Genomic DNA, 14,549 nt, shown 5'->3' with positions numbered 1-14,549 from the left:
GGGATTCGGCGGGCGGTGTCAACCGTGTTTGCGCTTTTCTTCGCTCGCCCGGGTCGCTGCGGCCTTTTCGTCGTCGCGCAACGCCGGCCACGCCGCGTGCAGGTACTGGACCCCGGACAACAGGGTGAGCACCGCGGCGATCGCCAGCAACCAGTCGCCGAGGTGGAAAATCCACTCGCCGAGCCAGATGTCGGTCCCGGGGTGCAACGGGTACTTCGGGTTGATCGAATACAGCAGGCACGAAACGGCGACCATCTGCGCGACCGTCTTGATCTTGCCGATCGTCGCGACCTTGACCGTCGCCCGCTGGCCCAGCTCGGCCATCCACTCGCGCAGCGCCGAGACGGCGATCTCGCGACCGACGATCACCGAGGCCCAGAACGCCATCCACGGCGTCGGATGGCCCTGCACGATCAGGAACAGGGCCACGGCCACCATCAGCTTGTCGGCGACCGGGTCGAGGAAGGCGCCGAACGCCGAATACTGGTGGTAACGACGCGCGATCCAGCCGTCGAGCCAGTCGGTCACCGCCGCCAGGATGAACACGGCCGCCGAGGCGAAGTTGGTCCACTTGTAGGGCAGGTAGAACACCATCACCAGCACCGGGATCAGCACGATCCGCAGCAGGGTCAGCCAGGTCGGGATGGTCAACTTCATCGTGTTTCGTTTTGTCCGGGTTCTGCCGGAGGCGCCAGCCCGTGCAGGGTAGCGTAGATGCGCGCGGCCAGGGCGGCGTTGATCCCCTCCACGCGCGCGATTTCCTCTTCGCCTGCCGCCTTCAACCCGCCCAGGCCACCGAAATGGCGCAGCAGCGCGGCGCGCCGGCGAGGGCCGATTCCGGGGATGTCTTCGAGCCGGCTGGTGCTGCGCGCCTTCTGCCGCTTGCCGCGATGCCCGGTGATGGCGAATCGGTGCGCTTCGTCGCGGACCTGCTGGATGAACTGCAGGGCCGGCGACGCGGCACCGGGCCGCAGTTCGCGGCCATCGGCCAGGACCAGGGTCTCGTCACCGGCACGACGCTGCTCGCCCTTGGATACGCCGACCAGCAGCACGCCCTCCACGCCCAGGTCGGCCAGCGCTTCGCGCGCCTGGGCCAGCTGGCCTGCGCCGCCGTCGATCAGCAGCACGTCGGGAAGGATCGCGTTGCTGCCCGGGCTCGACGCGCCGTCACCGGCCTCCAGCGCGCGCCTGAAGCGGCGCTCGATCGCCTGGCGCATGGCCGCGTAATCGTCTCCGGGTTCGATTCCGGTGATGTTGTAGCGCCGGTACTGGTTGCGCACCGGCCCGGCGGGATCGAACACCACGCATGAGGCCACCGTGGCCTCGCCCAGGGTATGGCTGATGTCGAAACACTCGATCCGGGCCGGGACTTCCGCCAGTTCCAGGAGCGCGCGCAGCCCTTCGCTGCGGGCCTGCTGCGCGCCGCGGCTGGCCAGCTCGGTGGCCAGCGCGAGCTGCGCGTTGCGCCGGGCCAGGTCGAGGTAGCCGGCGCGTTCGCTGCGCACGCTGGACTTCAGCGCCACCTTGCGCCCGGCGGTCTCGGCCAGGGCCAGTTCGATCAGGTCCGCGTCGGGGATCGCGCGGTCGAGCACGATCTCCGCCGGCGGCGGCTGCTCGGCGTAGTACTGCGAGACGAACGCGGCCAGCACTTCCTCGGCACTGTCTTCGCCGTTGGTGCGCGGGAAGAAGGCGCGCGTGCCCAGGTTGCGGCCGTCGCGGAACGCCAGCAGCAGCACGCAGGCGGTGCTGCCCTGCATCGCGCAGGCGAGTACGTCCAGGTTGGCGGCATGCCCGTCCACGTATTGCCGGGCCTGCAGTCCGCGCAGGGTCGCCAGCAGGTCGCGCAGGCGCGCGGCCTGCTCGAATTCGAGCCGGGCACTGGCCGCCTCCATCGCCGCGGCCAGCTCCTCGCCCAGCTCGTCGCTGCGCCCTTCCAGGAACAGCGAAGCGCGATGCAACGACTGGGCGTATTCGTCGGCTTCGACCAGCCCCACGCACGGGGCGCTGCAGCGGCCGATCTGGTACTGCAGGCACGGCCGGCTGCGGTTGCGGAACACGCTGTCCTCGCAGCTGCGCAGGCGGAACAGCTTGTGCATCAGGTCCATGGTCTCGCGTACCGCGCCGGCGCTCGCATACGGGCCGAAGTAGCGCCCCGGCACCGCCCGCGGGCCGCGGTGGAAGGCCAGCCGCGGCCACTTCTCCTGGGTCAGCAGCACGTAGGGATAGCTCTTGTCGTCGCGCAGCGAGACGTTGTAGCGCGGCGCCAGCGACTTGATCAGCTGGTTTTCCAGCAGCAAGGCCTCGGCCTCGGTGCGGGTGACCGTGACTTCCATGCGCGCGATCTGCGCGACCATCGCGTGGATGCGCGGCGTCCGCGGGGCGTTGCTGAAGTAGCTGGCGACGCGACGCTTCAGCGCACCGGCCTTGCCCACGTAGAGCAGGCTGCCATCGGCGGCGTACATGCGGTAGACGCCGGGCGCCGTGCTCAGCTGTGCGACGAACGCCTTGCCATCGAATTCCCCTGCTGCCGTACCGCCCGCCGCGTCGTTCATTCGCTGATCGACACGTCTTCCAGGCTGCCGGTGACGATGTCGTAGCGCAGCACGCCGTGTGCGTCGGTCTCGGCGATCCAGACCGAACCGGCGGCGATTGCCAGGCCGGTCGGCCCGTGCAGGCGCCGCGGCAGTTCGATCGTGGACAGCTCGCCGCCGCCCAGGCGCAGGGTGCGCAGCGTGCCGTTGCCGCTGTCGGCGATCCACAGCAGCGGAGCATCCGGGCTCAGTGCGATCCCCAGCGGATGTTGCAGGCGTGCGCTGGAACGCGGGCCGTCGGCATCGCCGAAATCCCATGGCCCCTGCCCCACCAGGGTCTGGACCAGGTCGTTGCGCAGCTGCAGCGAACGCACCGCCGAACCCAGCGCGTCGCAGACATAAACGACCTGCTGCACGGCGGCCAGCCCCGCAGGCTGCGCGAAGGCAGCCATCATCGCGTTGCCGTCGCGAAGCTCCAGCCGGCCCGAACCGGCCCGCAGGTGCAGTTCGCCGCGGCCCAGGTCGCAACTCCAGATGCGGTTGTCTCCGGCGCTGGCGATATGCACCTGGTTGCCGGCTACTGCCAGGCCCACCGGATGGTTGAGCGGGCTGCGCGCATTGGCCGCGAGCGGACCCTCGACCGGGTCGCCCGGACGGCCGTTGCCGCACAGCGTGTCGACCTGGCCGGTGCGCAGCTGGATCCGGCGCACGGCGTGGTTGCCGGTGTCGGCGACGTACAGGTACTCGCGCTCAACGGCCAGGCCCTGCGGCCGGTTGAACGCGGCCTGGTCGGCGGGGCCGTCCATGAAATCGGCCGTGCCCAGCCCGAACTGGCGCAGGATGCGGCCGCCATGGCTGCATTCCAGGATGCGGTGGTGGCCACTGTCGGCGACGAACAGGCGGTCGGGAGTGGCCGCGATCCCGCAGGGGAATCGCAGCGGCAGGCGCGGCTCGGGCAGCGTCTCGGTCGAAAGCAGATCCTCGTCCAGCGGTCGCGGCAGGCCCTCGACCAGCGCGAACAGCGCCCGCTCGAGGTCCCCGCCCAGGCCGACGATGCGTTCGCGTTCGCAGCCATCGGCATCGACCAGCAGCAAGGTCGGCCACGCCTCGATGCCATAGCGCTGCCAGGCGGTCCAGTCGGCGTCCAGCAGCACCGGCGCGGCCACGCCAAGCCTGCGCAGCAGCTTGAGCGAGCGCTGCGGCACCCTCTCGCTGTCGAAGCGCGGCACCTGGACCACCAGGATCTGGAGCCGGCCGGGGTTGCGCGCCTGCCACTGGGCCAGTTCGGCCAGCCGCTGCGCGCACCAGGCGGACGCGGCGTTGACGAAGGCAAGCACGACCGGGCGGCCGCGCAATTCGTGCAGCGAGGCCGCCGGGGCATTGAGCCAGGGCAGTTCGCGGGGCAGTTCCTGGAGGGTGGCCGCGTTCATGGTCCGATTATGCCTGTCCCGGCCGGCCGGGACAGGCGCGCCACGACCGCCTGTGCCGCTGCATCGACCAGTCGCCAGACCTCCTCGAAGTGGTCCTCGCTTCCGTGGTAGGGATCGGGAACCTCGCCTGCCGGGCTTATCCCGCTCCAGTCCAGCAGCAACACCGCACGCTCTTCCAGCCCGTCCGGTGCCAGCCTGCGCGCATCGCGCAGGTTGCCGGCGTCGGCGCAGAGCAGCCAGTCGAACTCGTGGAAATCGTCCGCGCGCAGCTGGCGGGCACGCTGTCCGCCGATATCCACGCCGTGCCTGCGCGCACAGGCGATGGCGCGCCGATCAGGGGGTTCGCCGGCATGCCAGCCTCCGGTACCGGCCGAATCGACCTCCACCCGGTCGGACAGCGGCGAGGCCCCGATGCGCGCGCGCAATGCCCCTTCCGCCAGCGGCGAACGGCAGATATTGCCCAGGCACACCACAAGCAGCTTCATGCCGTCCGAGGCGCCGTGCCGGCCAGGCGCGCTTCGGCGCGATCCAGGTCCTCGGGCGTATCGACCCCCGGCGGGAACGGCTCGGGCGCCAGCGCCACCGCGATCCGGTACCCGGCCTCGAGCACGCGCAACTGTTCGAGTGATTCGACCTGCTCCAGCAGACCCGGCGGCATCCGCGAGAACGCCTGCAGGAACCCGGCGCGGTAGGCATAGATCCCGATATGGCGCAGCCAATGGCCGCCCTCGGGCAGGACATCGCGGTCGCGGGCGAAGGCATCGCGCGGCCATGGCAGCGGCGCGCGGCTGAAGTACAGCGCATCGCCCGAGGACGCGCGGACCAGCTTGACCGTGTTCGGATCGAACAGCGTCCGCGCATCGGTCACCGGCTCGGCCAGGGTGGCCATCGGTGCGCCGCTGGCGGCCAGCACGCGGGCCACCTCGCCGATGCCACTGGCCGGCGCGAACGGCTCGTCGCCCTGCAGGTTGACCACGATGGTGTCGCCGCCCCACCCCGCGATCGTCGCGCATTCGGCCAGCCGGTCGGTGCCCGAGGCGTGGTTGGGGGACGTCATCGCGACGCGCACGCCGGCGGTTCCGTCCATAGCATCGGCCACGCGCGCGTCGTCGGTGGCCAGCCACACCTCGCGCGCACCGGCGGCCAGTGCGCGGCGCGCGACATGCAGCACCAGCGGCTCGCCGCCGAGCAGGCGCAATGGCTTGCCCGGCAGCCGGCTGGCGGCATAACGGGCCGGGATGGCAACCACGAATCCGTTTGCGGGGTCCATGCAGTGCTCCCTGTCGAGGCGCCCATTGTAGGAGCGCGGTCCCACCCGCGACACCGCAGGTAATGGTGGGCACGGCGCCCCGCGGCCCAGGCAACCTCGGTACTTGCGATTGTGCCCCGCAAGGTGGATGCAGCAGGAGCTGTCGTAGGAGCGGGCATGACCGCGACACCGAAGCCGCAGGAACCACGAGGCGCCATCCCGGTTGGCATCGTCGGTGTCGCGGTCATGACCGCTCCTGCAGAAAGCGGTCCAGCGCGACTCGAAGCAGCCGCCAGGCCTTCAGCGCAGGCGCGCGAGCCGGTCCAGCAACGCGACCCAGAAGGCCGCCGGCAACTCGGCATCGACCGGGATCGAGAAACAGCGCGCATCGGCGAACGGGGCGCACTTGACCGCATCCTTCTCGGTCATCAGCACCGGCAGGTCGTTGCCGAACTGCAGGTCCTCGACGCGATAGGCGTGGTGGTCGGCGAACGCGTGCGGCACCACGCCCACGCCCAGGGCACGCAGCATGTCGAAGAAGCGTTGCGGGTTGCCGATGCCAGCGACCGCGTGCACGCGAATGCCGATGTAGGAGGCCAGCGCGCGGGGACGCCCGCCGGCGATCGGTACCGCAGCGCGGGCGTTCAGCTGCATCGGCCACTCGCCGAAGCCGGTACCGACCTCCCCGCCCCCGTGCCCGAGGTTGACCACGCGGAAGTCGCAGCAGCGCCCGCGCTCGACCGGTTCGCGCAAGGGACCGGCCGGCAGCAACCGGGCGTTGCCGTAGCGACGGGCGCCGTCGACCACCTCGATTTCGATGTCGCGTGCCAGCCGGTAGTGCTGCAGGCCGTCGTCGCAGACCACGATGTCGCAGCCGGCTTCGGCCAGCGCGCGCGCGGCGGCGGCGCGATCGCGATCCACGCGCACCGGCACGGCCAGCCGGCGCGCGACCAGGACGGGCTCGTCGCCACCCTCTTCGGGCGAAGTTTCCGCCGTCACCCAGCGCGCCATGCCCTCGTCCTTGCGACCGTAGCCACGGCTGGCCACGCCCGGACGCCAGCCGGCGTCGCGCAGCTTCTGGACCACCGCGATCGTCAGCGGCGTCTTGCCGGCGCCACCCGCGGCCAGGTTGCCGATCACGATCACCGGCACGTCCGTGCGGCGCTGACGCAGCAGGCCGCCGCGGTACAGGCGCCTGCGCAAGCCGGTGGCCCCGGCATAGACCGGTGCCAACAGTTGCGCCCACCACGGCACCGCCGCGTCGCCGAACCACCAGGCCGGCGTCTTTGGAGCGCCCTTGCTCATCCTTTCCTTCCCTTCCGTGGCCCCATCAGGCCCTGCGTTCGCGGAACTGCATGCCGTGCAGGTGCGCGTAGAGTCCACCGGCGGCCATCAGTTCGGCGTGACTGCCGCGTTCCACCAGGCGGCCGTGGTCCAGCACCAGCACCTGGTCGGCGTGCTCGATGGTCGACAGCCGGTGCGCGATCACCAGCGTGGTGCGGTCTGGCATCAGGCGTTGCAAGGCATCCTGCACCAGGCGCTCCGATTCGTTGTCCAGCGCGGCCGTCGCCTCGTCAAGGATCAGTACCGGCGCATCGCGCAGGATCGCGCGGGCGATCGCCAGGCGCTGGCGCTGGCCGCCGGACAGCAGGGCGCCGTTCTCGCCGATGGGCGTCTCCAGGCCGTGCGGCAGGCGTTCGATGAACTCCCAGGCGTTGGCCGCCTCGGCCGCCGCGCGGATCGCTTCGTGGCTGGCCTGGCCGCCATAGGCGATGTTGGCCGCGACGGTGTCGTCGAACAGCATCACCTTCTGCCCGACCAGGGCGATCTGCCGGCGCAGGTCGGCCATGCGGTAGTCGTGCAGCGGCACGCCATCGAGGGTGATGCTGCCGCTGCTGGGTTCGTAGAAACGCGGCACCAGCCGCACCAGGCTGGTCTTGCCGCTGCCCGAGCGGCCGACGATGGCGGTGACCGTGCCCGGCCGTGCGCTGAAGCTGATGTCGTCCAGGGCGAACCCGGGCTGGTCGCGGTAGCGCAGGCTGACGTTGTCGAAGACCAGTTCGCCGCGGGCGCGGGCGAGGCTGCGCGTACCGGTGTCGGCCTCTTCTTCGGCATCCAGGATCGCGAACAGCCGCTCGGACGCGGCCACGCCGCGCGCGATCGCGGTCTGCACGCTGGTGATCCGGCGCAGCGACGGGATGATGCCCATCATCGCGGTCATCAGGCTGATGAACTGGCCGGCATTGAGGCGCCCGGCCAGGGCTTCCCGGGTGGCGACCGCCACGATCAGCGCCAGCGCGATCGCGGCCAGCAGCTGGACCAGGCCCGACGCCGCCGCGCGGGTGGTCTCCACCTTCATGTTCAGGCCGAGGATGCTGTTGGCCAGGACCGAATAACGCGAGATCTCCAGCGCCTGTGCGCCGTGGATCTTGACGTCCTGCTGCGCGGCCAGCGACTGCTCGGCACTGGCCGCCATCCGGCCCATGCCGTCCTGGATGCCGCCGCTGATTCGCCGATAGCGCTTGCCCACGTACCAGACGATCACGCCGATCAGCGGGGTGATCAGCAGCATCGCCAGGGTCACCTTGACGCTCATGTAGAGCATCAGCGCCAGCAGGTAGGCAATGGTCAGGCTGTCGGTGACCAGGGTCTTGAGCGCCTCGGAGCTGGCCTGGGTCACCTGCTCGGTGTCGAAGTTCAGCCGGCTGACCATCACCGGCGTGGACTCGGTGTCGAACTGGGTCGATGGCAGGCGCAGGTACTTGGCCAGGACCTGCTCGCGCAGGTCGCGGACCACGCTGCGGCCGGTGCGGGCCATGCCGTAGTCGGTGACGAAGGTGGCCACGCTGCGCAACACGAACAGGCCGACGATGGCCAGCGGCAGCAATACCGCCATCTGCGGTTCGGGCTTGACGAAGCCGCGGTTGGTCAGCGGCTCCATCAGCCAGATGAAGGCCGCGCCGGCACCGGCTTCGATCAGCATGCCGACCAGCGCGGCGCCGAGGAACAGGCGGTAATGCGCCGCGTAACCGAGCAGGCGCCTGTAGATCGGCCAGACCGGCGGTCGCGGTTCGCTCAAGACTGCGGCTCCGGCGCGGTGGCGATCGCGATGCGGCGGAACCCCAGCTGGGCGAGCGCGTCCTGCGCGGTGACCACGGCCTGGTACGGGGTGCGCGCGTCGGCGCGCAGCATCACCGCCTGGTCGCGATCGTCGCCCGCGGCTTCCACGATCGCCTGCTTGACCGCCTCGATGCCGGTGCGCAGCACTTCACGCTCGCCGATGAAATAGCGTCCATCGGCATTGACCAGGATGTTCAGGGTCTGCGCCGGCGGCGGCGCCTGCGCGCTGGCTACCGGCAGCTGCAGCTGCAAGGTCGAGCGAACATCGAACGTGGTGGTGATCACGAAGAAGATGATCAGCACCAGGATCACGTCGATCAGGGGGACCAGGTCGATCCCCGGCTCGTCGTAGGCGCGCTGGTCGCGGATGCGCATGGCGGGTCAGTCGCGCAGCGGGGCGGCGGGCGTCGGGCGCGCGGCCGCGACGCGTGCGGCGGCGGCCTGGGCGACGGCGGAGGCCGGTTGCGCTGCGGTGCGCGAATTGTCCAGGGCGTCCAGCAGCGATGTCGCTTCCTGCTCCATTTCGATCACGTACCCGGCGATGCGGCTGCGGAAGAAGCGATGGAACATCAGCGCCGGCACCGCGATGATCATGCCGGTGGCCGTGCACACCAGCGCCTTGCCGATGCCGCCGGCCAGCTGGTTCACGTCACCCAGCCCGTGGTCGAGGATGCCCAGGAACATCTGGATCATGCCGACCACCGTGCCCAGCAGGCCCAGCAGCGGGCCGGCCGAGGCGATCGTACCCAGCGCGCTGAGGAACTTCTCCATCTTGAAGACCAGGTGGCGGCCGGTGTCTTCCAGGCGCTCGCGGATCACGTCACGCGGCTTGTGGCGCACGTCCAGCGCGGCGGCCAGCAGCGCGCCCAGCGGCGAGTTGCGGCGCAGGGATTCGATGTGGGCCGGGTCGAGCTGGCCACGCGCCGCCCAGGTGCGCACCTCGCTCCCCAGCTTCGGCGGCATGACCTCGGCCCGGCGCAGGCTCCAGAGCCGCTCCAGGATGATCGCCAGGGCCGCCACGCCCAGCAGCAGCAACGGCAGCATCGGCCATCCACCGGCTTTTACCAGCTCCCACACCTGAACCACCTCCGGCACCGGGCCGCTTGCGACGAGCCGCTAGGATGACGGCAAACGCGACCCGGACGCCAGCCCGTGCCGCCGGGAACGGGGAACCGCGCACGTTCCCCCGCCCGGTCGCATGGCCTCCGGTTGGCACTCCACCACGCGCGGAAGTGACGCCACAGCAGCGGTTGCACCCAGCGAACGCCGCCGTCGCGGGCCCGACATTCCATCCGCCGGAATGTTCCGGTCGCGCCCAGCCCACGGGCTGGAAGGGCGCCTGGCGTGCCTCGCCCCTGGCACCGACCCGCCCCGGCGGGACAGCCACACCTAGGGAGGCGGGCCGGGCTGGTCCCACAGGCGACGGCGCCACGCGCGGCGTTCTCGCACCGATATGCCGCCCTCGTCGACCCAGATCCGGATGGCGCCCGACTGCGATGTCGCCAGCACTTCAGCGCCCTGCCGCTGCCAGCGCCGCACCACCTCCGGTCGCGGGTGACCGAATCGATTGCCATGGCCGGCCGCGACCACCGCCACGCGCGCGCCGGTGGCGGCGATGAACGCGGCCGAGGACGAGCCGCCACTGCCATGGTGCGGAACCAGCACCACGTCCGCGCGCAGCACCCCCGGGGCGCGCAACAGGCGACGCTCGACGACCTCGCCGATGTCGCCCGGCAACAACACCGCGCCGTGCCGCGAAGCGATCCGCAGCACGCAGCTGGCCTCGTTGCGCAGATAGGGAAAGTGCACGGGCGGATGCAGGAAGGCGAACTCGACCCCGTCCCAGCTCCAGCGGCGTCCCGCTTCGCATGCCCCCTGCGCCGCCAGCGGTGCGCGCGCAGGCGCCAGCGAAACGGACACCGGCATGCCGCGCTGCACCGCAGGCCAACCACCGGCATGGTCCTGGTCGGCATGGCTGAGCACCACGCGATCCAGCCTGGAAACGCCCAGTGCGCGCAACGCGGGCAGGACCGCGCGCTCGCCGGCGTCGTAACCGTCGCGGATGGCCGGACCGGCGTCGTAGAGCAGCGCATGGTTGCGGGTGCGTACCAGGACCGACAGGCCCTGCCCCACGTCGATCACGTTCAGTTCGACGGCGCCGGGCGCTGGCAGGTCGCGCGGAGGCCACAACAACGGCAGCCACAGCAGCAGCGCCAGCGGCCGGCCCGGCAGTCCACGCGGCAGCAGCCACCAGAAGGCGCCGAGCAGCGCCAGCGGCAGCGCCCAGGCGCGGCCCTCGGGTAACCACACCAGTGCAAAGGGACTGGCCGCCATCCGCTCGAAGACTGCCCAGCTCGGCTCGAAGCAGGCGGCGGCCAGGCGCCAGGCCCATGCACCGGCGCCTGCGTGCAAGGCTTCCAGCGCGGTACCCAGCAACGACAGCGGCACCACCACCAGGCTCCACCACGGCACCGCCAGCAGGTTAGCCACCGGTCCCACCAGCGATGCCTGCAGGAACAGCACCGCACCCAGCGGCAACAGGCCAAGCGTGGCCACGCCCTGTGCGGCGAAGAAGTCGCGCAGCAGGTGGCGCTCTCCGCCCTGCGCCGGCAGGCACCACACCAGCCAGGCCACGCCGGCAAAACTCAGCCAGAACCCGGACTGCAGCACCGCCAGCGGATCGACCAGCAGCATGGCCAGCAAGGCCAGCGCCAACGCCTGCCACGCATCCAGCGGCCTTCGCACCAACCGCGCAGCGGCCACCACCGCGATCATCAGTGCGGTGCGGACGGTCGGCAATGCGAAACCGGCTACCGCCGCGTAGCCTGCCGCGCCGAGCGCCGCCGCGACCGCCGCAGCCTGGGGTCGTGGCCAGCGGCGGCCCAGTGCCGGTAACAGCCACCACGCGGCCATCGCCAGCCACGCCGCGAATCCGGCGACCAGCCCGACATGGAAGCCGGAGATGGCGATCAGATGGGTCAGCCCGACCGCCCGCAGCGTTTCCCAGTCGGTATCGGCCAGCCCGCGCGTGTCGCCCAGCGCCAGCGCCCGGACGAAACGCGAAGACGATGAAGGCACCGACCCGGCAATGCGTCCGGCCATCGCATCGCGCCAGGCATCGATGCCCGCTGCGGGCGCGAGTTCCCGTGCCAGGTGTGGCGAACGCACGTAGCCGGTGGCCGCGATCCTCTGCGCCAGCGCATGCCGCCCGGCATCGAACCCGCCCGGGTTGGCCAGCCCGCGTGGCGCACGCAGCCGGGCCTGGAACTGCCAGCGCGAACCGGGCTGCAGCGCCATGCGCGGCCCCGCCTCGCGCGCGCCGAAGTCGTCGTACCAGGCCAGTTGCAGCCGGCGACCGCGCAGCGGCGGCGGCACGCTGTCGTCCGCATCGACGACGAACTGGAAGCGCGTGCGTCGTACTTCGTGTTGCGGCAGGTCCAGCACCCGCCCACTCAGGCCCACTTCCCGCCCTTCCAGTTCCGGCGGCAGCCAGCCGGCCAGCGCCCAGCCAGCGCCCAGTGCGGCCCAACCCGCGCCGGCCAGCAGTGCGCCGACGGCCCGGCCGTTCCACCTCCATGCCCACGCCGGCAACCCCACGACCAGCAGGCCCCAGAGGGCCGGCACGGGCAACAGCCAGGGCAACCCCAGCACCGCAACCGCGCCGGCAAGCAGGCCGGCCGCGCAACCCGGGCCGAACGGATGCGGGCATGGGCGTACCGGCGCGGCGCTTTCGCATGCTTCCGCGCGTGCTTCACCCGTGGCGACGCTGGATGGCAGAGAAGACATGCCGGCACGACCCCGGAGGCGTTGCGTCCATCCTGTTCGCCCGCGCGACCGCCGCCGATAGGTGAAGCTGGATCGCGACGGTAGGATTTCTCCACCAGGTGGGGCGACCGCCAGCCAGGCGGCCGCTCGACCGAATCGCAAGGACTGCAATGCGACCCGGCAACGAACTGCAGGTTCTGCTTGCGCACATGCGCCCGGAACTCGAGCCCGGCCGCTACGCGTTCGTTGCCCTGCCGCCGGGCACTGTCCTGGACCCTGCCCATGTCGTGGCTTCGATCCGCGAGCCCGAAGGACTTTCGGTGGTCGTCGAAGAGCGCATCGCCAGGGAACTCGGCCTGCAGGTCGCCTTCACTGCCGCCTGGATCACCCTGCGTGTCCAATCCGACCTTGCGGCGGTCGGCTTCACTGCCGCATTCTCGCGGGCACTGGGCCAGGCCGGGATCAGCTGCAACGTGGTCGCAGGCGTACGCCACGACCATCTGTTCGTGCCGTTCGACCAGGCACGGCAGGCGCTGGACGCACTGGATGACCTGTCGCGGTCCGCCGGAGCCGCCAATCGGGTCGAACCGTTCCGGCCCCATCGGGCGGACCGGGATCCGGACGCCGGCGCACACCAGGAACTTCGCCAGGAGCCTGCCATGGACCGCGTGACCGGACTCGGGGGAATCTTCTTCAGGGCCAGGGATCCGGAGGCACTTCGTGCCTGGTACCGGACCCACCTCGGCATCGACGTGCAGAGCTGGGGCGGCACTGCGTTCCGCTGGGTCGATGGCAACGACGTGCCCATCGGCGGCACCACCGTGTGGTCGATCGGCGGCGGGGAATCCTTCGCGCCGGGCACGGCCTCGTTCATGGTCAACTACCGCGTAGCCGACCTCGACGGACTGCTCGCCCTGCTTCGCGAAGAAGGTTGCGAAGTAATAGATGCGAGCGGCCCCTCCGAATTCGGGAAGTTCGGTTGGGTCCTGGACCCGGAAGGCAACAAGATCGAACTGTGGCAACCGCCGGAAGGCCGATAGCGACCTGCTGTGCGACCCGGTTCACGGCCATGCTCCGGTCCCCGTTTCCCTGCAACACCCCTTCGGACGACGCACGACATGAGATTCCTGGCCTTCCTCCTCGGCATGCTCGCCCTCGCACCTGTCGCCCCGGCCGCCGACGCCGAACCCCATGCGCGGGTCGAGTTCCTCAACTCCGGCAAGGTGATGCCCGCGAGCCTGCCTTTCTCCGAGGCGGTGCGCGTCGACGACTCGCTCTACCTGTCGGGCCAGATCGGCATCGAACCGGGGACGATGAAACTGGTCCCCGGTGGCCTGGAGGCGGAGACGCGACAGACCCTGGACAACATCCGGACCACGCTGGAAGCGCACGGGTTCGCCATGGGCGACCTGGTCAAGTGCACGGTGATGCTGGCCGACATGTCGGGCTGGAATTCCTTCAACGCGATCTACCGCGGCTACTTCAGCGGCGGCCGCTATCCGGCGCGCAGTGCATTGGGGACGAGCGGCCTGGCCCTGGGCGCGCAGGTCGAACTGGAATGCATGGCCGTGGCCGGTGCAGGCGGGCCGCGGTGAGCGGTCCTTCGACCGGCAGCCCGCCCCTGCCCCATCGCATCGAGATCGAATACTGCACCCAGTGCCGCTGGCTGCTGCGTGCGGCATGGATGGCGCAGGAACTGCTGACGACTTTCGATGGCGAAGTCGCCGAGCTGGTGCTGCGGCCGGGCACGGGCGGCGTATTCGAGGTACGCGCCGATGGCCACCTCGTGTGGTCGCGAAGCGATGAGGGACGCTTCCCCGACATCGTCGAACTCAAGCAGCGCGTCCGCGATGCCATCGCGCCCGGGCGCGACCTGGGCCACGTCGATCGCGCGGGGCCACGCGTGGACTGATCGCTCCACGCCTACCTGCACTGCCGACACGCGACCGTGCCTTCATCTTCCGACCGTGGCGTGCCATGAAAAAAAAGCGGCACCTGCGCGGGGGCGAGCGCGGCGGCGGTTAACGCTTCGTGCTGATCGCGGAGTACGCCAAGGAACTCCACCACCGCGCCCGCACCCGCGCGGCGACATCGTCCTGGAGTCGGAATAATCCGACGCATGCCGCGGCATCGGCCTATGGCGCACGTGCGTCATGCAGCGTCATCCTCGGGCCTGGCAACTCCACCCAGCCCAGGGAAGAACCGATGACGTGGGATATGCAGGACCTGTGCAAGTCCTCGCGCGATGTCTGGCTGAGCGGGGTCTGCGGCGGCCTGGGCGAGCACACGCCGCTGCCCTCGTGGCTGTGGCGGACGATCTTCGTCGCGACGACCATCGGAATCGGAGTGGGCTTCGTCGCCTACATCGCGCTATGGATATTCATGCCCAGGACGCCGAAAGCGTCCGCACCCGCTTCCATCGACGCAGGCGACCGGCCGCCGCTGTAGCGCGGG

At 70.6% G+C, this 14,549-nt stretch carries 14 protein-coding genes; 4 read left to right on the top strand and 10 right to left on the bottom strand.

Annotated elements, in window-relative coordinates:
* Nucleotides 1–18: 18 nt before the first annotated feature.
* The 10 genes from pgsA to CSC65_RS12710 all read right to left on the bottom strand — a co-directional run bounded on the left by pgsA (nt 19) and on the right by CSC65_RS12710 (nt 12,116).
* On the bottom strand, nt 19–657 hold the full coding sequence (pgsA, locus tag CSC65_RS12755; RefSeq protein WP_162410949.1) for a CDP-diacylglycerol--glycerol-3-phosphate 3-phosphatidyltransferase: 639 nt from the start codon (nt 655–657) through the stop codon (nt 19–21).
* A complete protein-coding gene (gene uvrC / locus CSC65_RS12750) occupies nt 654–2,552 on the bottom strand; it encodes an excinuclease ABC subunit UvrC (RefSeq protein ID WP_162410948.1) in 1,899 nt (632 codons plus the stop codon). The genes pgsA and uvrC overlap by 4 nt, the downstream gene beginning before the upstream one ends.
* The gene (locus CSC65_RS12745) at nt 2,549–3,961 is read right to left on the bottom strand and encodes a redoxin domain-containing protein (protein ID WP_162410947.1); all 1,413 of its coding nucleotides are present in this window, start codon (nt 3,959–3,961) and stop codon (nt 2,549–2,551) included. Before CSC65_RS12745 ends, uvrC begins: the two co-directional genes overlap by 4 nt.
* Nucleotides 3,958–4,446 carry a low molecular weight protein-tyrosine-phosphatase gene (locus CSC65_RS12740; RefSeq protein ID WP_162410946.1) on the bottom strand — a complete coding sequence of 163 codons (489 nt, stop codon included), beginning with the start codon at nt 4,444–4,446 and terminating at the stop codon, nt 3,958–3,960. The genes CSC65_RS12745 and CSC65_RS12740 overlap by 4 nt, the downstream gene beginning before the upstream one ends.
* Complete coding sequence (gene kdsB, locus CSC65_RS12735; RefSeq protein WP_162410945.1) at nt 4,443–5,231, bottom strand: 3-deoxy-manno-octulosonate cytidylyltransferase; 789 nt, start codon at nt 5,229–5,231, stop codon at nt 4,443–4,445. Before kdsB ends, CSC65_RS12740 begins: the two co-directional genes overlap by 4 nt.
* 279 nt (nt 5,232–5,510) lie before the next feature.
* On the bottom strand, nt 5,511–6,515 hold the full coding sequence (gene lpxK, locus CSC65_RS12730; protein ID WP_162410944.1) for a tetraacyldisaccharide 4'-kinase: 1,005 nt from the start codon (nt 6,513–6,515) through the stop codon (nt 5,511–5,513).
* A gap of 25 nt (nt 6,516–6,540) precedes the next feature.
* Entirely contained in the window at nt 6,541–8,289 is a 1,749-nt protein-coding gene (msbA, locus tag CSC65_RS12725; RefSeq protein WP_162410943.1) for a lipid A export permease/ATP-binding protein MsbA, read from the bottom strand.
* The gene (locus tag CSC65_RS12720; RefSeq protein ID WP_162410942.1) at nt 8,286–8,705 is read right to left on the bottom strand and encodes an ExbD/TolR family protein; all 420 of its coding nucleotides are present in this window, start codon (nt 8,703–8,705) and stop codon (nt 8,286–8,288) included. The genes msbA and CSC65_RS12720 overlap by 4 nt, the downstream gene beginning before the upstream one ends.
* A 6-nt stretch (nt 8,706–8,711) precedes the next feature.
* Nucleotides 8,712–9,407: a MotA/TolQ/ExbB proton channel family protein gene (locus CSC65_RS12715; protein WP_202922882.1), complete on the bottom strand. Its 696-nt coding sequence runs from the start codon at nt 9,405–9,407 to the stop codon at nt 8,712–8,714.
* A gap of 312 nt (nt 9,408–9,719) precedes the next feature.
* Entirely contained in the window at nt 9,720–12,116 is a 2,397-nt protein-coding gene (locus CSC65_RS12710; protein WP_162410940.1) for a DNA internalization-related competence protein ComEC/Rec2, read from the bottom strand.
* Nucleotides 12,117–12,265: 149 nt separating this feature from the next.
* Between CSC65_RS12710 and CSC65_RS16325 the strand changes: the two genes are divergently transcribed.
* From CSC65_RS16325 to CSC65_RS16240, 4 genes are all read left to right on the top strand, one after another.
* A complete protein-coding gene (locus CSC65_RS16325) occupies nt 12,266–13,135 on the top strand; it encodes an ACT domain-containing protein (RefSeq protein ID WP_338015110.1) in 870 nt (289 codons plus the stop codon).
* Between the two features lie 78 nt (nt 13,136–13,213).
* On the top strand, nt 13,214–13,690 hold the full coding sequence (locus tag CSC65_RS12695; RefSeq protein ID WP_162410939.1) for a RidA family protein: 477 nt from the start codon (nt 13,214–13,216) through the stop codon (nt 13,688–13,690).
* Nucleotides 13,687–14,007, top strand: a complete 321-nt coding sequence (locus CSC65_RS12690; protein WP_238390389.1) for an Rdx family protein — start codon at nt 13,687–13,689, stop codon at nt 14,005–14,007. The genes CSC65_RS12695 and CSC65_RS12690 overlap by 4 nt, the downstream gene beginning before the upstream one ends.
* A gap of 119 nt (nt 14,008–14,126) precedes the next feature.
* Nucleotides 14,127–14,543 carry a PspC domain-containing protein gene (locus CSC65_RS16240; protein WP_238390388.1) on the top strand — a complete coding sequence of 139 codons (417 nt, stop codon included), beginning with the start codon at nt 14,127–14,129 and terminating at the stop codon, nt 14,541–14,543.
* The last annotated feature ends 6 nt before the right edge of the window (nt 14,544–14,549 follow it).

Origin of the sequence: Pseudoxanthomonas daejeonensis, from assembly GCF_010093205.1 — a bacterium.
GTDB lineage: Bacteria > Pseudomonadota > Gammaproteobacteria > Xanthomonadales > Xanthomonadaceae > Pseudoxanthomonas > Pseudoxanthomonas daejeonensis.
The sequence above is the reverse complement of the archived record's forward strand: the minus strand, read 5'-3'. Positions and strand labels throughout refer to the sequence as shown.

Coding starts and splice junctions, on each gene's coding strand:
- pgsA (WP_162410949.1), bottom strand. CDS start 657: ATGAAGTTGACCATCCCGACCTGGCTGACCCTGCTGCGGATCGTGCTG.
- uvrC (WP_162410948.1), bottom strand. CDS start 2,552: ATGAACGACGCGGCGGGCGGTACGGCAGCAGGGGAATTCGATGGCAAG.
- CSC65_RS12745 (WP_162410947.1), bottom strand. CDS start 3,961: ATGAACGCGGCCACCCTCCAGGAACTGCCCCGCGAACTGCCCTGGCTC.
- CSC65_RS12740 (WP_162410946.1), bottom strand. CDS start 4,446: ATGAAGCTGCTTGTGGTGTGCCTGGGCAATATCTGCCGTTCGCCGCTG.
- kdsB (WP_162410945.1), bottom strand. CDS start 5,231: ATGGACCCCGCAAACGGATTCGTGGTTGCCATCCCGGCCCGTTATGCC.
- lpxK (WP_162410944.1), bottom strand. CDS start 6,515: ATGAGCAAGGGCGCTCCAAAGACGCCGGCCTGGTGGTTCGGCGACGCG.
- CSC65_RS12720 (WP_162410942.1), bottom strand. CDS start 8,705: ATGCGCATCCGCGACCAGCGCGCCTACGACGAGCCGGGGATCGACCTG.
- CSC65_RS12710 (WP_162410940.1), bottom strand. CDS start 12,116: ATGTCTTCTCTGCCATCCAGCGTCGCCACGGGTGAAGCACGCGCGGAA.
- CSC65_RS16325 (WP_338015110.1), top strand. CDS start 12,266: ATGCGACCCGGCAACGAACTGCAGGTTCTGCTTGCGCACATGCGCCCG.
- CSC65_RS12695 (WP_162410939.1), top strand. CDS start 13,214: ATGAGATTCCTGGCCTTCCTCCTCGGCATGCTCGCCCTCGCACCTGTC.